17 protein-coding genes are annotated in these 17,927 nt (G+C 56.5%); 12 read left to right on the forward strand and 5 right to left on the reverse strand.

The window, feature by feature from the left end; translation table 11 throughout:
* Positions 1-111: 111 nt before the first annotated feature.
* Together hemG and ACFOSS_RS05940 are read right to left on the reverse strand one after the other, a co-directional pair.
* Positions 112-660, reverse strand: coding sequence for a menaquinone-dependent protoporphyrinogen IX dehydrogenase (gene hemG, locus ACFOSS_RS05935; protein ID WP_377151230.1), 549 nt, complete (start codon positions 658-660; stop codon positions 112-114).
* A complete protein-coding gene (locus ACFOSS_RS05940; protein ID WP_377151231.1) occupies positions 657-1,295 on the reverse strand; it encodes a YigZ family protein in 639 nt (212 codons plus the stop codon). Before ACFOSS_RS05940 ends, hemG begins: the two co-directional genes overlap by 4 nt.
* 134 nt (positions 1,296-1,429) lie before the next feature.
* Between ACFOSS_RS05940 and ACFOSS_RS05945 the strand changes: the two genes are divergently transcribed.
* From ACFOSS_RS05945 to ACFOSS_RS05965, 5 genes are all read left to right on the forward strand, one after another.
* On the forward strand, positions 1,430-3,556 hold the full coding sequence (locus ACFOSS_RS05945; protein WP_377151232.1) for a 3-hydroxyacyl-CoA dehydrogenase NAD-binding domain-containing protein: 2,127 nt from the start codon (positions 1,430-1,432) through the stop codon (positions 3,554-3,556).
* Between the two features lie 8 nt (positions 3,557-3,564).
* The gene (gene fadA, locus ACFOSS_RS05950) at positions 3,565-4,731 is read left to right on the forward strand and encodes an acetyl-CoA C-acyltransferase FadA (RefSeq protein ID WP_377151233.1); all 1,167 of its coding nucleotides are present in this window, start codon (positions 3,565-3,567) and stop codon (positions 4,729-4,731) included.
* Between the two features lie 188 nt (positions 4,732-4,919).
* Positions 4,920-5,636 carry a response regulator gene (locus tag ACFOSS_RS05955; protein ID WP_377151234.1) on the forward strand — a complete coding sequence of 239 codons (717 nt, stop codon included), beginning with the start codon at positions 4,920-4,922 and terminating at the stop codon, positions 5,634-5,636.
* A complete protein-coding gene (locus tag ACFOSS_RS05960; protein ID WP_377151235.1) occupies positions 5,626-7,092 on the forward strand; it encodes an ATP-binding protein in 1,467 nt (488 codons plus the stop codon). Before ACFOSS_RS05955 ends, ACFOSS_RS05960 begins: the two co-directional genes overlap by 11 nt.
* Complete coding sequence (locus ACFOSS_RS05965) at positions 7,092-8,366, forward strand: ABC transporter substrate-binding protein (protein ID WP_377151236.1); 1,275 nt, start codon at positions 7,092-7,094, stop codon at positions 8,364-8,366. The genes ACFOSS_RS05960 and ACFOSS_RS05965 overlap by 1 nt, the downstream gene beginning before the upstream one ends.
* A 2-nt stretch (positions 8,367-8,368) precedes the next feature.
* Here the strand turns inward: ACFOSS_RS05965 and ACFOSS_RS05970 are convergent, their stop codons facing one another.
* Positions 8,369-8,539 (reverse strand): hypothetical protein, encoded by a 171-nt coding sequence (locus ACFOSS_RS05970; protein WP_377151237.1) that lies wholly within the window; start codon positions 8,537-8,539, stop codon positions 8,369-8,371.
* A 533-nt stretch (positions 8,540-9,072) separates the two neighbouring features.
* Here ACFOSS_RS05970 and ACFOSS_RS05975 point away from each other — a divergent pair.
* A complete protein-coding gene (locus ACFOSS_RS05975) occupies positions 9,073-9,285 on the forward strand; it encodes a hypothetical protein (protein ID WP_377151238.1) in 213 nt (70 codons plus the stop codon).
* Between the two features lie 52 nt (positions 9,286-9,337).
* Positions 9,338-9,583, forward strand: coding sequence for a sulfurtransferase TusA (gene tusA, locus ACFOSS_RS05980; protein ID WP_377151239.1), 246 nt, complete (start codon positions 9,338-9,340; stop codon positions 9,581-9,583).
* A 4-nt stretch (positions 9,584-9,587) separates the two neighbouring features.
* Here the strand turns inward: tusA and zntB are convergent, their stop codons facing one another.
* Together zntB and ACFOSS_RS05990 are read right to left on the reverse strand one after the other, a co-directional pair.
* The gene (gene zntB / locus ACFOSS_RS05985; protein WP_377151240.1) at positions 9,588-10,556 is read right to left on the reverse strand and encodes a zinc transporter ZntB; all 969 of its coding nucleotides are present in this window, start codon (positions 10,554-10,556) and stop codon (positions 9,588-9,590) included.
* Positions 10,553-11,143: a DNA-3-methyladenine glycosylase I gene (locus tag ACFOSS_RS05990; RefSeq protein WP_377151241.1), complete on the reverse strand. Its 591-nt coding sequence runs from the start codon at positions 11,141-11,143 to the stop codon at positions 10,553-10,555. Before ACFOSS_RS05990 ends, zntB begins: the two co-directional genes overlap by 4 nt.
* Before the next feature lie 162 nt (positions 11,144-11,305).
* Between ACFOSS_RS05990 and glyQ the strand changes: the two genes are divergently transcribed.
* The 5 genes from glyQ (at position 11,306) to ACFOSS_RS06015 (ending at position 17,855) form a co-directional block, all read left to right on the forward strand.
* Positions 11,306-12,217, forward strand: a complete 912-nt coding sequence (glyQ, locus tag ACFOSS_RS05995) for a glycine--tRNA ligase subunit alpha (protein ID WP_377151242.1) — start codon at positions 11,306-11,308, stop codon at positions 12,215-12,217.
* A 2-nt stretch (positions 12,218-12,219) separates the two neighbouring features.
* The gene (glyS, locus tag ACFOSS_RS06000) at positions 12,220-14,289 is read left to right on the forward strand and encodes a glycine--tRNA ligase subunit beta (RefSeq protein ID WP_377151243.1); all 2,070 of its coding nucleotides are present in this window, start codon (positions 12,220-12,222) and stop codon (positions 14,287-14,289) included.
* 227 nt (positions 14,290-14,516) lie between these two features.
* Positions 14,517-15,773, forward strand: a complete 1,257-nt coding sequence (locus ACFOSS_RS06005; protein WP_377151244.1) for a valine--pyruvate transaminase — start codon at positions 14,517-14,519, stop codon at positions 15,771-15,773.
* An 87-nt stretch (positions 15,774-15,860) separates the two neighbouring features.
* Positions 15,861-16,850 carry a response regulator gene (locus tag ACFOSS_RS06010; protein WP_377151246.1) on the forward strand — a complete coding sequence of 330 codons (990 nt, stop codon included), beginning with the start codon at positions 15,861-15,863 and terminating at the stop codon, positions 16,848-16,850.
* Positions 16,851-16,856: 6 nt separating this feature from the next.
* Positions 16,857-17,855, forward strand: a complete 999-nt coding sequence (locus ACFOSS_RS06015) for a GGDEF domain-containing protein (RefSeq protein WP_377151247.1) — start codon at positions 16,857-16,859, stop codon at positions 17,853-17,855.
* The last annotated feature ends 72 nt before the right edge of the window (positions 17,856-17,927 follow it).

The raw sequence follows: 17,927 nt of genomic DNA on the forward strand, positions 1-17,927 counted from the left end.
AGGGAGGCTTTTCCGTCACTCAAGTACTTTTTACCTCACAATGGTGCGTTCGCTGCGGAAATGAGCAATGTGATTCCCAAATAGGCATCAGCCATGGTGAGTGCTCACTTATTACCCCAAAAATTGCTTGGCAAAGATGGCAACCTTATTCCAGTCGGTATATTCCACATCCCGGGAGGTATCACGACTGCCACCGGTCATCCACATGATGAATTTGATAATGCTACGCTGCCAAAAATTGTAACGGGAATAACATAGTGCTCCGGCAAATACAGCGCAGTGCTTCGGCCGCCATGGCGATGTGTGCAACCACTTACGAACGTAGGCATTGGTATCCGGAGTATCTTTGCCTGCCTTACGTGCAGTTAGACATACCGCTATAAATGCCGCCTCGCTACTTGCCAAAGCTTTAAAATGATGTCGCACCTGATTGCGCAAGGCCGATGGAAAATGTCCATATCGGATTGAGGCTGCAACCAATATCCGATCATAGCTATCGAGCGCAGCCTCAGGGGTCTCGTCCAGTCGACACCAATCCACTCGATAATCAGGCTCCTGATTACATATGTATTCTGCGATCTTGCGAGTTTGACCCTCATAGCTGGAATACCACACCAGCAGCGAGCGCTGCTTTGAATCCTGCACACGTGCCTCTGTCATGCTAACTCCGACTCCACAGCCCATTCGACCTGCAACCGCCCTTGACTATGCTCCAATAAAAGCCGACTAAATTGCTCACACTGATGCGCCGGACAACGCCCCATCAACCTGACCTCCTGTAGATACTCCACGGCAATTATCTCGGCGCCACATTGCGACATGCCCCATTCCAACAGCAGGGTCTCATCATACTTGTGGCTTAAATTGAATGTCCTCATGGGAACATGGATACGCGTTGGTATGTCACGCAGTAGCTTCGAAACCCCTTGGCCATACGCTCGGACCAACCCACCCGTGCCCAGCTTGATACCGCCATAATACCGTACGACAACCGCCGTCACCTCGCCAAGCCCACTACCCAGCAGTTGTGCCAAGATGGGCTTTCCTGCTGTGCCTGATGGCTCACCATCATCACTGAAACCATAGCCTTGTCCCTGCCATGGTTCCCGACAGACCATTGCCCAGCAATGGTGTCGCGCTTGTGGATGTGCATAACGCACTTCATCCAGCCAGCGCCGCGCGGCATCACGCCCAGGCGTATGCCGTAACAGTGTAATAAAGCGACTCTTTTGAATTTCTTCGCTGTCACTTAATTCGCTAGCAGGAACCGGGTAACTGCCCTCAATGTCGACCACGTCTACTCACTCTCGATAATGATTCTGAACGTCTAAAATGTTAAACAAATGTTTAAAACAGCGTTGAAAAACCTGTTGCTGATTTCCATAGTTGTAAGCAAGCCCACCGTTTCTCCCTGCGTAAGGGGAAGCCTATGTCATATGACGGCACATCACTACACTTGGAACAGGACAACGCCGGGTTTGCGACACTGACGTTTTCTGCAGCCAGCTCAGTCAACAAGCTAGATAGACGAACACTCACCGAATTGGAAGATGTCATCCAGATGCTGGAGCATTCCCCCGATACGCAGGGGTTAATTATCCGCTCTGGCAAATCACATTTCATCGTTGGTGCAGACGTGCATGAGTTTCTCGGTTTGTTTGCACTACCAGAATCAGAACTCGAGCTCTGGCTTACCCAGGTCAATCGGCTTTTTTGTCGTCTCGAGACGCTACCGTTTCCGACTATCAGTGTCTTAAATGGCCATGTCCTCGGTGGCGGATGTGAGCTGGCGCTGAGCACCGATTTTCGTCTCGCCGAGCCATCGGTACGTATCGGTTTACCGGAGACTCGGCTCGGCATCATGCCCGGTTGGGGGGGATCAGTACGCCTGCCTCGACTGATCGGTCTGGAACCAGCACTCGACCTGATCATTGGGGGGGAAGAGGTGAACCCTGACCAGGCGTTAAGCCTTGGGTGGATCGATGCCATTTCACCGCCCGATCACATCTTGACTGAGGCGAAAAAAATGCTGACTGCGGCGGTGAATGGCACCTTGAACTGGCATCAGCATCGGCAGCGGAAACAACAACCCCTCTCTTACCCCGAGCCCGAGCTCAGCCTCATCATGCAACTGGTGACCGCCAGACTCAAGCAGCGAGTCAGCGCCCACTATCCTGCTCCGTTCCACGCCATGCAGTCGATGCTCAGCAGCCACCAGCAGTCTTTTGCGCAGGCACTGGAGACAGAGCGCGCTCATTTTCTCATCCTGACCCGAACTCCCCAGGCCGAGGCCTTGGTCGGCAATTTCCTGAATGAGCAGCACGTCAAAAATAAGGCTCGCTCCCTGTCCGCGCCGACGGCCGTTCACCGCGTCAGCATCATCGGCGCCGGCATCATGGGAGCCGGTATTGCCTACCAATGCCTGCGCCAGCAGTGTGAGGTCTGGATTAAAGACATTCGCCCCGACGCCTTGCAACAATGTTGTCATCAGGTGGGGGAACTGCTGGAGCGCGATTTAGCCAAAGCACGCCTCACCGCAGCTCAGATGGCGCAATGCCTATCCCGGCTCCATGGCACCCTGGATGACAGAACATTGGCTGACAGCGATATCACGATTGAAGCGGTCAGCGAAAATGTCAGCCTCAAGCAGAGGCTGTTACAAGAAACCGAGCGCCAGCTCACTCCAGGTGCTCTGATGACCACGAACACCTCGGCAATTCCCATTACTCAGCTGGCTTCTGGCCTAACGGCAGCGGACAGATTCTGCGGCCTGCACTTTTTCAATCCGGTACCGCGCATGCCGCTGATTGAAATTATCCGCGGGCCACACACCAGCCAGGCCGCGCTTTCCGAGGTGGTGGCCTTCGCGCTAGCCTTGGGAAAAACGCCAATCATCGTCAATGACTGTCCGGGCTTCTTCGTCAACCGCGTTCTATTCGCCTACCTGAGCGCTTTCCGGCACTTACTCAGCCAAGGGATCAGCCCTTATCAGATTGATGCCGTGATGGAACAGTATTTTGGCTGGCCAATGGGACCGGCAAGGCTACTTGATACCATAGGCCTGGATACAGCGCAGCATGCCACGCAGATCCTGGCGGCCGGCTATCCGGAGCGCATGGGACTACCCGCAGCGGATGGGATGGAGGCGCTGATCAAACTGGGATGGCATGGCAAGAAGAATGGCGGCGGCTTCTATCTTTATCCTGATGATGGCAAGGCGCACTACCCCAATCCGGAGTGGCCTCAGATCCAGGACACACCGACGATGGGAGCCATCACCGAACAAGAACTGAGTGAGCGCATGATGATTCCCCTGCTCAATGAGGCGGTGCGCTGCCTGCAAGAAGGCATTATCGCGACCCCGGCCGAGGGAGATATGGCGTTGCTGTTGGGGTTGGGCTTTCCGGCCTTCCGTGGTGGTCCATTCCGGTATCTGCAGCAATGGGGGCTAGCGCACTACATCGCAGCGGCAGAGCACCGTGCCGCGCAGGGAGCGCTGTACATCGTACCTGAAACACTGCATCGCATGGTGCAACAGGGAGCCCACTTCTATTAGGAGGCGTCATGTGTGATGTGGTCATTATCGATGCAGTGCGTACACCCATGGGGCGCTCACGGCATGGTGCATTTCGCCATATTCGTGCCGAAACACTCTCTGCCCATCTGATGCAGGTCCTGCTACAACGTCACCCCGAGCTACCCGCCAAAGAGATTGATGACGTCTATTGGGGATGCGTACAGCAGACTCAAGAACAGGGGTTCAATCTGGCGCGCAACAGCCTGCTGTTAGCCGGGCTACCTACGTCGGTGCCAGGTGTCACCGTCAACCGGCTATGCGGCTCGTCCATGCAGGCAGTGCACGATGCCAGTCGGGCTATCCGGGTTGGCGATGCCCGAGTCTGTCTGGTCGGCGGTGTCGAACACATGGGCCATCTGCCGATGCAACAGGGGATCGACTTCCACCCCGGACTGTATCGTCGCATGGCACAAGGATCCACCCTGATGGGTATCACGGCCGAATTGCTGGGCAGGCAATATCATATTAGTCGCGATGAGCAGGACGCATTTGCCCTGCGCTCACATCAGTTGGCCTCTCAGGCCTGCGAGCGAGGCGATCTGGCGGAAGAAATAGTGCCGCTGGAGGGACACAACATGGAGGGCGGCCTGACATTAATATCTCAGGATGAGGTGATCCGGCGCGATGCCAGACTGGAAAACCTGGCCAGTTTAAAGCCGGTGTTCGATCCACAGCATGGCACTATTACGGCGGGCAATGCCTCCGCCCTATCCGATGGTGCCGCGGCCTTGTTGCTGATGTCCGCAGACGCGGCTCGGGAGTATGGGTTACAGCCGTTAGCCAGAATCACGGCCTTGAGTGTGGTCGGATGCGATCCGGCATGCATGGGGTTGGGTCCCGTCCCGGCGATCAAGAAAATACTGTCGCAGCGCGGAGTGGCACTGACCGATATTCCACTGCTGGAAATCAATGAGGCATTTGCCGTACAAACCCTGGCGTGTCTACGCGCACTCAACATCGGTGAGCACTGGCAAGATCGGCTCAATCTGAATGGGGGTGCCATTGCGTTGGGTCACCCATTAGGGTGCTCCGGGGCTCGGTTACTCACCACGCTCTGCCACCAGATGCGCAAGCGACAACTCCCCCTGGGGTTAGCCAGCATGTGTATCGGGCTCGGGCAGGGCATTGCCACCTTATTGGAACAACCAAGCTAAGCGGCTTGATTTTACTGTCTAGCCGAGCTGAGTCCGTAATGAGAGTGTCGAACCGGACCTTCAGTTGCCAACTGCACGCTGTATGAGGTCGCAAGCGATCGAATAATCACAACTACCCGGCCTGTTCCTTGCATTTTTGTCAACAAATGTGTTCAATCTGCGCACTTATCCGCTGGGATTGAGACGAGATGGCGAAAGGAAAACAAATCCTCATCGTTGATGATGATCAGGAGATCCGTGAACTGTTGCAAGAATACCTGCAACGGGCTGGATTTGAAGTGCTGGCCGCCTCTGAAGGCGGGGAGATGTACCGCCTGCTCGCCGATAACCAGCCTGACCTGATTATCCTGGATATCATGATGCCGGGCGATGATGGTTTCAGTCTGTGCCAACAGATTCGACGCACCTCACAGGTTCCAATCATCATGCTGACTGCAGCATCGGATGAGGCCGACAGAGTGATCGGTCTGGAGCTGGGCGCCGATGATTACATCGCCAAGCCATTCAGCCCCCGCGAATTGATGGCGCGCATCAAGGCCTTGCTGCGCCGTGCCGAGTTCCGGCAGCCCGAGCGTGAGAGCGGACGCCGCATCCGCTTTGCTGACTGGGTTCTCGACACCCTGAGTCAGCATCTGATTAATGACGACGGTGGTGAGATGGATTTGACCGGCAGTGACTTCCTGCTGCTGTCGCTGTTCTTGCAGCACCCGGGACAAGTGCTGGACCGCGATAGCATCAGTGACGCCACCCGCGGACGGGAAACACTGCCGATGGAGCGTGGCATTGATGTACAGATCAGCCGCTTGCGCCAAAAGCTGGGTGACAACGGCAAGAGCCCGCGCATCATCAAGACGATACGTGGCAGCGGCTATATGCTGATTGCCGAAGTCAGTCATGAAGATTAAGCGACTGCTGAATCTCTTCTACCCCCGTTCCTTGCTGTCGCGGATGCTATGGTTGCTACTGCTGGCCATCGTCCTGGCACAAAGTCTGATCTCCGGACTCTGGCGACAGCAGCTGCAAAAACATGAGCTGGATGGCATGCTCACCGCGACGCGCAATCTGGCACAGTCTGCAGCCTCCACAGTGACCTTCTTCCAGTCTCTGCCCTCTCAATACCGCCAGCTTGCCCTCGAGCAACTGCGCAATATGGGCGGCAGTCGCTTTTTTGTCTCGTTGAATCCGGCGCCTATCCATGTCACCAGTATCGCCGACTCGATGCGCAAGCATCTGGTGGTCAACGAGGTACGCAACGTCCTGCATCATAAACTGGGCTACAACCTCGCACTCCAGGCAGACTTCGCCTCTCCGGATACCTTGCGCGTCTTCAACGATCAGACCGCCCTGAAAGATTTGCCGCTGTCTTGGGCGCAACACACCTTGCTGATCGAGCCCTTGAATCCCCCGGTATTGGTCATCCAGACGCAGATCAGCAAGGGAGAATGGCTCTACCTGGCTGCCCTGCTGCCTGCTCCCTATATGACGCTGGAAGATGGCAACCTGCCACCGCATCAATTTCGTTTCATCGTGTTACTGACCGCGATCCTGTTTCTGTTCACCTTCGCACTCATCCGCTGGCAAACCCGCCCGCTACGCCGCTTGGCATCCGCAGCCGTCATGCTCGGTAAGGACATAGACCAACCGCCTCTCCCGGAAGAGGGCGCCAGTGAAATCGTGGCTGTAACCCGTGCCATCAACGTCATGCAACACCGGATCCGTCGTTATATTGATGATCGGGAGCGGCTGTTCAGCTCCATTTCCCACGATCTCAAGACACCGATCACCCGGTTACGACTGCGCGTCGAGCTGCTGGAAGATGAGGAGCAAATTGTCAAATTCAGCAAGGATCTCGATGATTTGGAGATGATGGTCAAAGGGGCCTTGCAGACGGTAAAAGACACCGACATTCATGAGAACATCGAAGTCATCGACTTGAATCAGCTGCTGGAGCAGATTGCCGAAGGGTACAACCTGCGGGGTGAGGCAAAGATGCTGATAGAAGGGCGCTGCAAGAAACCTTACCGCGGCAAACCGCTGGCACTTAAACGCTGCATCGGCAACCTCGCTGAAAATGCGATCAAATATGGTGACCGGGTGCGAGTCATCGTCATGGATGACATAGAAGAGCAGCTCGAGGCGGAAGTGGTCATTCTTTATTTCATTGATGAGGGGCCCGGACTGCCAGCCGATCAGCTGGAAAAGATTTTCGAACCCTACTACCGACTGAATCACGATCTGCCCGGTACAGGCCTCGGCCTTGGGATTGCACGCAGTATTGCCCATGCCCATGGCGGCGACCTGGTGTTGGAAAACCGTCCGCAAGGTGGCCTGCAGGCTGTTCTGTCGCTGCCGAGGCACTGATGAGATATTTATCGGCACTGCTGTTGTGCGCGCTCGCACTCCCCCGGGCTCAGGCCGCCGGTCACTCGATTGAAGTGCTGCACTGGTGGACGGCCGGAGGGGAAGCCAAGGCGGCCAATGTCCTCAAGCAGCGCTGGCAGGCCCAGGGAAACCGCTGGGTTGACGCCGCCATCGACGGTGGTGGCGGCGGTTCGGCCATGCTGGTGCTACGCAGCCGCACGTTGGCCGGTCACCCGCCACAGGCAGCCCACCTCAAGGGGGTAGAACTGCATGAGTGGGCCCGGCTGGGCTTCTTGCGCCCGGTCAGCGATCTGGCACGTCGCGGCCAGTGGGACATGCGGCTGTATCCGTTTGTCAGTTCCACCCTGAATCATCAGGGCCAGATGATCGCGGTACCGGTGGGCATTCACCGCATTAATTGGTTATGGCTGAATCAACCGATTTTCGATCGACACAAGCTGACCCCGCCCCGAACCTGGTCTGAACTGTTGCTCGTCGCCAGCAAACTCAAAGCTGCGGGTATCACGCCGTTGGCGATGGGCGATGATCCCTGGCAACTGGCGATCCTGTTCGAATCGATTGCTCTGGGCGAAGGCGGCAGCGACTTCTATCGCCGGGCCTTCGTCAATCTCGAGCCCAAGGTACTGACTGGCGAACAGATGCAGCAAGTACTGCGCCGCTTTCATAGCCTGAGAACCTTCCTGCCGGCAAACCACGTTGGCCTGAAATGGAATCAGGCCACCCAGATGTTGATAGACGGCCAGGCGGCGATGCAATTGATGGGCGACTGGACCAAGGGAGAGCTGATCGCCGCCGGAGAAATCCCGGGGCAACGTATCCGCTGTCTGCCGGCACCTGGCACGGCCGGCCGCTTCAGTTACAACCTCGATTCGCTGGCGCTGTTCAGGCAACCGCAAAGCCGTCAAGATCAGGCGCAACAGCGTCTTGCCGAGCTCTTGATGACTCCGGAGTTCCAGCGCGATTTCAACCGCCTCAAGGGCTCGATCCCGGTCCTGGCTGACATGGAGCTGAACGGGTTCGATCGCTGTGGCAAAGACGCAGCACAAGCACTGCAACGGGCAGAGCGGGATGGCAGCCTGGTCCCCAGTGTTGCCGAAGGCATGGCGACGCCACCTCGCGTGCAGCAGGCCCTCCAGGAGGTGTTAGCCAACTATTTTGCCGATGCCAACGGCGACGCGGCAGAAACGGCACAACGTCTGGCCCAGGCGATTCGGGCCGTTCAGGCCGAGTGGCAACCGGGCGCGGAGCACTGATATCAGCTCTCCGGATAGTCAGCCAACTCCCACCAGACAGCGATGCCGATTAACAATAACGCCGCCAACCAGCCGCCTGGCGATCCGATCGGGCTTTGCAACATCAAGAGTACAAATACCGACACAGCCAACCAGGCATAGGCCTTTAACCGCCCCCAATATCCCAGCCACATACCTCACCCTCCCTGGTGTATGCCTATTTTCGTCATTCATGACAGTGCCGATTAATTCGCCAACCACGCAGCGACCGTCGGTATTCAGTCACGACATCACCTGTGCAATATATTGATTGACACGCTGGAAGCAGATTTCATATCCATATGAAATACAAAGATAAATATATTATTTCCTGCTCCGGAAACAGGGCCGTGCCCCCATTACCGCATCGAGTAATATCACGCACAGGCGCCCTGATGCGCGACCGAAAAATAACGCACTGTCAGCGATGACAGGTTATTTATCGACCATATCACGCCGGCAGTGACGGTCAAGTCGTGATGCAGCGATGCGAACGCGCGACGCTATCACGCGGCATTCGCCCCTGCGGGACCGGATAGCACTCAGCCGCGCTGCGCGCCGACAATCCAGTGGCGAAGCCCCTTGGCCGGGTGCTCGGTCTGTCCGTCTGCTGCCTTGTCGAGGTAGCATAATCAGGATCGGATCTTTAGACTGGTGGCATACCCGCTAACGGAAAGAGGAATACGCTATGTCAGGACAGGGCTCTGCCGGCAATGTCATCGCCGCACTGTGCAGTTTCTTTATCCCGGGACTTGGACAACTGGTGCAGGGGCGTCTGTTGATGGCGGTGGTTCAGTTTCTACTGGCCGGACTGTTGTGGCTGGTCTGGCTGGGCTGGATCATCCACCTGTGGTCGATCCTGGATGCCGCCCTGTGGAAACCCGCGACCAATCCGGCTTGATCCCATCCGACAGCGGAGTATCATGGCCGCCCCTGCTGTCGGAGGATAAAAAATGGCCTATGACTTCACCTCTGCCACCCATCATCTAGATGCGCTTGGCTTGCGCTGTCCAGAGCCGGTCATGATGGTACGCAAGACGGTCCGCGGCATGCAGCCCGGAGAAACGCTGCTGATTCTGGCTGATGATCCGGCAACCGTCCGCGACATTCCCAGCTTCTGCCGCCATATGGACCACACCTTGCTGGCCAGCCAGACGGATGCCACACCGTATCGTTACCTGATCCGCAAAGGTGCCTGACCCCTCACAACCAGCGATGACGCCAGAGCCAGATGCCAAGCGCTATGATGAGGCCCACCAGGATCAGGACAAAGGTAGCAAATCCCTGGGCAGACTCGCCTCCCGGGATCCCTCCCAGATTCACCCCAAAAAGCCCGGTCAAGAATGTCGCCGGCAAAAACACCATCGCCAGCATCGACATGACATAGGTCCGCCGCGTCATCAACTCGGCAGTGCGAGCATGCAGTTCATCGGCCAATAAGGCACAGCGGGCGCTGCTGGCATCCAGATCATCCAGCCACCGACTGAGGCGGCCAGCAATTTCGCCGAGGTGGCGCTGATCGTCGGCCTCCAGCCAGGCAATCTTCTCATTCGACAGGCGACTGAACAGATCACGCTGCGGCGCCAGGTAACGGCGCAGCACGATCAGCTGCTGCCGAATGGTCGTCAATTCAGCCCGCTCGATGCTTCGCTCCGCCAGTAGACTCTGTTCCAGCTTGGTAATCTGCTCCTGGAAGTCGTCCAGCAGATCGCCAGCCTGCGCCGTGATGTGCTCACACAGGTCAACCAGCCAGTCGGCACAATTCAGCGGGCCGGCATGGCGTGCCAGATCCTGCACTATCTCTTCGGCTGCCTGGATGTGCCGGCGACGCGTCGAAATGATCAGTTGGGGCGTGACGAAGATACGGATGGCCTCCATATGCGCACGCTGGCTGCCATGCTGCCGGTACAAGCAGCGCAGCGTCAGCAACAGGCCGCCGTCAACTTTGACCAGCTTGGGGCGATTGCTCTCCCCCTGCAGCGACTCACGCACCTCCTCCGGCAGCAAGGTGGTGGTTTTCAGCCACTGATACGCCTCCGGAGCCGAATAATCCAGATGCAACCAGGTGGCACTATCCGGGAACGGCCACCCTGACTGCAATGTCTCGGCGCCGCCCTTACCATCCAGCTTGAGGGCCAGGATCCGCGCATGGGGCACCAGGATGCTGGTCATAACCGTCCCTCCACCCGCGCCGCCTCAATGCACGCCTGATGGCAGGGACAACCCAGCTCATGGTCATTCACCATGCCGACAGCTTGCATGAACGCGTAGCAGATGGTGGTCCCGACAAAGCTGAATCCGCGTTTTTTCAGTGCCTTGGACATCGCATCCGATTCCGGAGTCGACGTCGGAGCTTCGCGCATACTGGCCCAGCGATTGACTCGAGTCCTGCCACCGACGAACTGCCATAGAAACTCGGCAAAATCGATACCCTCCTGCTGCATCGCCAGGTAGGCGCGCGCATTCTTGATGATCGCCTCAACTTTCAGCCGGTTGCGAATAATCCCGGTATCCTGCAACAGACGTTCAACGTCCGCCGGGCCAAAGGCCGCGATAATATGTGGATCGAAGTCGGCAAAAGCCCGACGGTAACCGTCGGTACGTTTGAGGATGGAGATCCAGGACAAGCCCGCCTGCTGGCCATCCAGACACAGTTTCTCGAACAGCTCACGGCTGTCATTGACCGGACGCCCCCACTGAGTGTCGTGATAGGCAATGTACTCCGCATCCTGGGTTACCCAGGGACAACGACCTTGCATTCAACCCTCCCATTCCGGCTGTCAGGCCCGATTTTGCCCACAAACTGCGGCACTTTGCCGCCAGATAGCCATTTCAGCCTATATTCCGGCCAATGCAGGCGTTATACTCTGGCGGTTTCATTTCCGCTCAGTATGCACTGAACCCAACGCGCGAACAAAATCATGCAGAAATTCGATATCAAGACCTTTCAGGGACTGATCCTGACCCTTCAAGACTACTGGGCCAGGCAAGGTTGCGTTATCGTGCAGCCCCTCGATATGGAGGTGGGTGCCGGTACTTCCCATCCAATGACATTCCTGCGCGCCATTGGCCCGGAGCCGATGAACTGCGCCTATGTCCAGCCATCACGCCGTCCGACCGATGGTCGTTACGGTGAAAACCCGAACCGCCTGCAACACTACTATCAGTTCCAGGTGATTCTGAAGCCGTCGCCTGCCAACATTCAGGAGCTCTATCTGGGCTCACTGCGCGAGCTGGGCTTCGATCCGCAGATCCACGATATTCGTTTCGTCGAAGACAACTGGGAAAACCCGACGCTCGGCGCCTGGGGCCTGGGCTGGGAAGTCTGGCTCAACGGCATGGAAGTCACCCAGTTTACCTACTTCCAGCAAGTAGGTGGCCTGGAGTGTGCGCCTGTGACCGGCGAGATCACCTATGGCCTCGAACGTCTGGCCATGTATATCCAGGGCGTTAACAGCATTTATGATCTGGTCTGGGCGGATGGCCCGCTGGGCAAGATTACCTATGGCGACGTTTTCCATCAAAATGAAGTGGAACAATCCGCCTACAACTTTGAGCATGCCGATGTCCCCTTCCTGTTCCAGATGTTTGAACAGTGTGAAAAGGAGTGCCAGCACTTGCTGGGCCTGGAGACACCGCTGCCACTCCCTGCTTATGAGCGCATCCTGAAAGCGGCTCATGCTTTCAACCTGTTGGACGCGCGCCATGCCATTTCGGTTACCGAGCGTCAGCGCTACATCCTGCGTATTCGCGCCCTGTCCAAGGCGGTGGCCGAGGCCTATTTTGCCGCCCGTGAAGCGCTGGGTTTCCCGATGTGCAAGGAGAAGGTGTAAGCATGGTTACTGAGAATCTATTGATTGAACTCGGCACCGAGGAGCTGCCGCCAAAAGCATTGCGCAAGCTGGCAGAAGCCTTCGCCGAGAATTTCACTCAGGAATTGACCAAGGCCGAGCTGGCCTTTGAGCGAGTCGAATGGTTTGCCGCTCCGCGCCGTCTGGCGCTGAAAATTCATCAACTGGCAACTACACAAAACGACAAGCAGGTCGAAAAACGTGGTCCGGCTGTCAGTGCCGCCTTTGTTGATGGCAAGCCAACTCAGGCCGCTGCCGGCTGGGCCCGCTCAAATGGCATCGAAGTCGAACAGGCTGAACGCCTGGTTACCGATAAAGGCGAGTGGCTGGTGTATCGTGCCACGGTCGCCGGTCAACCGACCCGCACCCTGATCGCCGAGATGACCGCCACCGCGTTGGCCAATCTGCCGATTCCGAAGCTGATGCGCTGGGGCGCCAGCCGTACCCAGTTCGTTCGTCCGGTACACACGCTTTGTATGCTGTTCGGAAGCGAATTGATCGAGGGTGAGGTTCTGAGTCTGAGCTCGGCACGGACGATCCGCGGCCACCGCTTCATGGGAGAAGCCGCGTTCGAAATCAGTCATGCCGACCAATACCCCGCCCTGCTGGAGGAGCGCGGTAAGGTCATCGCCGACTTTGCCCGCCGCAAGGCCTTCATCCAGAGCGGAGCCGAGGCCGCGGCAGCAAAATTGGGCGGTATTGCAGACATTGATGAGTCTCTGCTTGAGGAAGTCACGTCCCTGGTCGAGTGGCCAGTGATCCTGACAGCCACCTTCGAAGAACGCTTCCTTGATGTTCCGGCAGAAGCGCTGGTTTACACCATGAAGGGTGACCAGAAATACTTCCCGGTCTACGATGCGGCTGGCAAGTTGATGCCGAATTTTATCTTCGTCAGCAACATCGACTCCAAGGATCCGACCCAGATTATCGCCGGTAACGAACGGGTAGTTCGTCCACGCTTGTCTGATGCCGAGTTCTTCTTCAAAACCGACAAGAAGCAACCGCTCTCTGCACGCCTGGAAACGCTGGAAACCGTCTTGTTCCAGCAACAACTCGGAACGCTCAAGGATAAATCCGTGCGCATTGCCGAGCTCAGTGCCTTCATCGCCGCCCAGATTGGTGCCGACGTCGAGCATGCCACCCGTGCCGGTCTGCTCTCCAAGTGTGACTTGATGACCCAGATGGTGATGGAATTCACCGATACACAGGGCGTCATGGGGATGCACTATGCTCGCCACGATGGCGAGGCCGAGGACGTCGCTGTTGCGCTCAACGAGCAATACATGCCGCGCTTTGCTGGTGACGCCCTCCCTCAGGGGCTGGTCGCCTGTGCGGTTGCCATCGCGGACAAGCTGGATACCCTGGTTGGTATCTTTGGTATTGGCCAGGCTCCGAAGGGGGATAAAGATCCGTTTGCCCTCCGTCGCGCCGCCATCGGCACCCTGCGCATCATTGTCGAGAAGCAACTGGATCTGGACTTGAATACTCTGGTCGCCAAGGCTGCCGAGCTGTATGGCAGCAAGCTGACGAACGCCAAGGTGGCCGACGAGGTCATCGACTTCATGCTGGCACGCTTCCGTGCCGCCTATCAAGACGAGGGCATTGAGGTTGATGTGATTCAAGCCGTTCTGGCACGTCGCCCAACCCGTCCAGCCGATTTTGACCGTCGCGTGAAAGCGGTCAGTCATTTCCGCACTCTGGATGCGGCCGAGGCGCTGGCAGCGGCTAACAAGCGTGTCTCCAACATCCTGGCCAAGTTCGATGGCACCCTGAACGATGCCGTCGACAGCCAGTTGTTGCACGACAGTGCCGAACAGGCGTTGGCCGCCAAGGTTGCCGAGATGGAAGCCGAACTGGCCCCGGTGTTTGCCAAGGGTGACTATCAGCAGGCGCTGACCGCATTGGCCGCGTTGCGCGATGTTGTCGATATCTTCTTCGAACAGGTCATGGTCATGGCCGACGATGCCGCTCTGCGTCTGAATCGCCTGACACTGCTGGCGCGTCTGCGCAATCTGTTCCTGGAAGTTGCCGATATCTCGCTACTACAGAAGTAATAGGTTAAAACCCCAAAAAACCCGGATTTACTCCGGGTTTTTTATTTTTTGCAGCTGATAACACCAGGAAATGTAGACCCCTTGGCATCAATAACCAGCAGATCGATTGTGGCGGACGCCCTGTTTCACGTGAAACAACCGCTTTGTTGCAGACGGGGGTTGACACCTCGGCTCAGCAAGCTAAAACAGTGCCTTTTATTGTGTCTTCACCACTGGACCCGCCTGTTATGGATTACTCGCTTTTCGGTCAAAAGTTCACTCGCCACGCCGGTATTACCCAATTAATGGATGACTTGAACCAGGGGCTGCTGAATCCCGATGCCATCATGCTCGGGGGTGGCAATCCTGCCGCCATACCGGAGATGCAGACGGCATTCAGCCAACAGATGGCACAGCAGCTGGCCGATGGCGACCTGCTGCAGGCGCTGGCGAACTATGACGGTCCCAAGGGTAAAGACAGTTTTACAACCGCGTTGGCCGGCTTGTTGCAACGCGAATATGGCTGGCCCATCAGCGCTGACAACATTGCCCTGACCAACGGCAGTCAGACCGCCTTTTTTTATCTGTTCAATCTCCTGGCCGGGGATTTCGCGACGCAGAAGAAAAAAGTGCTGTTTCCTCTGGCCCCCGAATACATAGGTTATGCCGATTCGGCGCTCTGTGAAGAGATGTTTGTTGCTGGCAAACCCAGCATCAGTCTGTTGGACGATGGCCTATTCAAATATCACATCGATTTCGACACCCTCGACGTGACTGACGACATAGGTTTGATCTGTGTATCACGGCCCACCAATCCGACGGGAAATGTGCTGACTGATGAGGAGATCCTGCACCTGGATGAAATTGCGCGGGCCAAAGGCATTCCGCTGCTGATTGACAACGCATACGGTACCCCCTTTCCCAACATCATCTTCAGCGATGTCACACCGTTCTGGAACGACAACACCATCTTGTGCATGAGCCTATCCAAGCTCGGGTTGCCCGGCGCACGCTGTGGCATCGTCATTGCCCCGCCGACCGTGATTCAGGCACTCGGTAACCTGTCGGGAATTATCAACCTGGCACCCGGTGGAATAGGACCCACCTTGATGCGTCCGTGGGTCGACAATGGCGAAATCATTCGCCTCAGCCGCGACATCATCCGTCCTTTCTATGAGCAGCGGGCCTGGCAGACGGTCGACCTGTTACAGCAGGCCATTCCGGCACCGCGCCTGCGCATTCACAAACCGGAAGGTGCCCTGTTTTTGTGGCTCTGGTTTGAAGGTCTGCCAATCCACAGCCAGGAGCTGTATCAACGACTGAAAGAGCGAGGCTTGATTCTGGTACCCGGTCATTACTTCTTCGCTGGAATCCAAGACCCGCAGTGGCGACATCAGCAGGAGTGCATGCGTCTGAATTACGCCCAGCATCCAGATAATGTTGCGGCAGGAATTCAAATCCTCGCGCAAACCATCGACGAACTGGCCGATACGTGGCGTAATTAGATGCGGCACTCACTTCACCGCCTGAAGGATTGTTTTCACTTGCAACCGTGACACAATAGAAACTTGTATCCATTTTGAACAATGCCTATGTTGGACTCCGTTATAGTCTGTGATGATTCGCGTTTTGCGCGGCAACAGCTGATCCGCAGCTTGCCGGCCGGGTTGTCGCGCGAAATTCTCACTGCCAGCCATGGAGAGGAGGCATTGCAACTGTTACGCCAGGGGCATGGCGAACTGTTGTTCCTCGATCTCAATATGCCAGGCATCGATGGTTATCAGGTTCTGGAGGCGATCCGCAACGAACAACTCAACACCCTGGTAATTGTCGTGTCGGGTGATATTCAGGTTCAGGCTCATCAGCGAATTCTCTCCCTCGGCGCCCTCGCCTTTTTACAAAAACCTTTACAGCAGGACCAACTGCTGTCGACGCTGCGTCAATGTGGCGTCTTCAACGCCAGCATGGATCACAGCGCCCACGTTGTCTCTCGCCCCACGGAAGAGAAAATTGGGTATGAAGAGAGCCTGCAAGAGATCGTCAACATCGCCATGGGCCAAGCGGCTCGCCAATTGGCCGATCTGCTGAATCTGTTTATTCATCTGCCAATTCCGCAAGTTAGGCTGATCAGCACAGCGCAGCTGCAGCAGAAGATGGGTCAGTGGCTAGAGGAGGAAGGCAACATGGTCGTCAGCCAAGGCTTTATCGGCTCGTCCATCTCCGGTGAATGCCTGATCCACTTTTTGCAGGATGACATCAGCCGCATTGCGCCATTGATGGGATTTGATGAAGAGGTTGGCGAGGATCGCCAGTCGTTGTTGATCGAGCTCTCAAGCATGCTGTCGGGTACCTTATTGCTTGGCTTGTCCGATTTACTGGGCCTCAGGTTTAGCCGTAGTCACCCGGCGCTGGTTAAACCGTCCGAGAGCAGTCTGCTCAATCAGGAGCAGCCGCAACAAGCTCTCAGCGTCAGCCTGGCCTACACCATACCGTCACAGCAGATTCAGTGTACGCTGCTGTTACTGTTCACCGATGCTTCTCTTTCGCCGTTACAACGACGATTGAGTTTGATTGCCGAGTAACTGCTTATGAATCTGATGGAACTGGACGACTTCCACTGGTTGATGGACATACTACAGACGATTGATGTCGGTCTGGTGGTCATCGACCGTCACTATCATGTGCAACTGTGGAATGGCTTCATGGAAAACCACAGTGGTCATCTAGCCAGTCACATCCGCGGCCAGAGCCTGATCGAGCAGTTCCCGGACCTGCCGGAGGGCTGGCTGCGACGTAAGGTTGAAGAGGTTTTTGCCCTGCGCAGCCCGGTGTTCAGCTCCTGGGAACAGCGCCCCCGGCTGTTCGATTTTGTCAGCACTCGTCCCTTCACCGGCCACAGTGTACTGATGTATCAAAACATCACGCTGATGCCGCTTCTGTCACGCAGTGGCAACTGTGACCATATCTGCATCATTCTCTATGATGTGACGGACGCCGCTATCGGTAAGCTGGGATTACAACAGGCCAACCAACAGCTCAAGGCATTGTCGATTACCGATCGGTTGACCGGGTTGTATAACCGTGGCCACTGGGAAGAGTGTCTACGGCTGGAGTACCAGCGCTATCAGCGCACCAGCTCGCCGGTGACCCTGATGATGTTTGACATCGACTTTTTCAAGAAGATTAATGATACCTATGGTCACCCTGCCGGTGACGCTGTGTTACGACGAGTATCCGCCACGCTGCGCCACGAGTTGCGCAATACCGATATTGCCGGGCGCTATGGTGGCGAGGAGTTCGGTGTCTTGTTGCTTGATACCGACACTACCACGGCCCATGCCGTTGCTGAGCGGCTGCGTATCGCGATATCCAATCTGCTGATTGAACACGAAGGTCAACAGATCACCTTGACCATCAGTCTTGGTCTCGCCTGTTTGGCCAAATCGATGGCCAATGCGGCCGACTGGTTAGTCGAAGCCGACAATGCGCTGTACCACTCCAAGCGCAATGGCCGCAACCAGGTGACGTTGGCCCGTCCGGCCATACCATTGCGGGAGATGAACGCAGGCCATCTTACCCATTGTTGAATCATGGTGCCGGTTGTTCCACGTGAAACGCTGATACAAAAAAAGCCAGCCCGCAGACTGGCTTTTTATTTG

This window comes from Pseudaeromonas sharmana (assembly GCF_042649925.1).
GTDB lineage: Bacteria > Pseudomonadota > Gammaproteobacteria > Enterobacterales > Aeromonadaceae > Pseudaeromonas > Pseudaeromonas sharmana.

Excerpts from the sequence above, each read along its gene's own strand:
- ACFOSS_RS05970 (WP_377151237.1), bottom strand. The coding sequence starts at position 8,539 with ATGTGGCTGGGATATTGGGGGCGGTTAAAGGCCTATGCCTGGTTGGCT.
- hemG (WP_377151230.1), bottom strand. The coding sequence starts at position 660 with ATGACAGAGGCACGTGTGCAGGATTCAAAGCAGCGCTCGCTGCTGGTG.
- ACFOSS_RS05960 (WP_377151235.1), top strand. The coding sequence starts at position 5,626 with ATGAAGATTAAGCGACTGCTGAATCTCTTCTACCCCCGTTCCTTGCTG.
- ACFOSS_RS05955 (WP_377151234.1), top strand. The coding sequence starts at position 4,920 with ATGGCGAAAGGAAAACAAATCCTCATCGTTGATGATGATCAGGAGATC.
- ACFOSS_RS05975 (WP_377151238.1), top strand. The coding sequence starts at position 9,073 with ATGTCAGGACAGGGCTCTGCCGGCAATGTCATCGCCGCACTGTGCAGT.
- ACFOSS_RS05990 (WP_377151241.1), bottom strand. The coding sequence starts at position 11,143 with ATGCAAGGTCGTTGTCCCTGGGTAACCCAGGATGCGGAGTACATTGCC.
- fadA (WP_377151233.1), top strand. The coding sequence starts at position 3,565 with ATGTGTGATGTGGTCATTATCGATGCAGTGCGTACACCCATGGGGCGC.
- glyQ (WP_377151242.1), top strand. The coding sequence starts at position 11,306 with ATGCAGAAATTCGATATCAAGACCTTTCAGGGACTGATCCTGACCCTT.
- ACFOSS_RS05945 (WP_377151232.1), top strand. The coding sequence starts at position 1,430 with ATGTCATATGACGGCACATCACTACACTTGGAACAGGACAACGCCGGG.
- glyS (WP_377151243.1), top strand. The coding sequence starts at position 12,220 with ATGGTTACTGAGAATCTATTGATTGAACTCGGCACCGAGGAGCTGCCG.
- ACFOSS_RS06005 (WP_377151244.1), top strand. The coding sequence starts at position 14,517 with ATGGATTACTCGCTTTTCGGTCAAAAGTTCACTCGCCACGCCGGTATT.
- ACFOSS_RS06015 (WP_377151247.1), top strand. The coding sequence starts at position 16,857 with ATGAATCTGATGGAACTGGACGACTTCCACTGGTTGATGGACATACTA.
- ACFOSS_RS05965 (WP_377151236.1), top strand. The coding sequence starts at position 7,092 with ATGAGATATTTATCGGCACTGCTGTTGTGCGCGCTCGCACTCCCCCGG.
- ACFOSS_RS06010 (WP_377151246.1), top strand. The coding sequence starts at position 15,861 with ATGTTGGACTCCGTTATAGTCTGTGATGATTCGCGTTTTGCGCGGCAA.
- zntB (WP_377151240.1), bottom strand. The coding sequence starts at position 10,556 with ATGACCAGCATCCTGGTGCCCCATGCGCGGATCCTGGCCCTCAAGCTG.
- tusA (WP_377151239.1), top strand. The coding sequence starts at position 9,338 with ATGGCCTATGACTTCACCTCTGCCACCCATCATCTAGATGCGCTTGGC.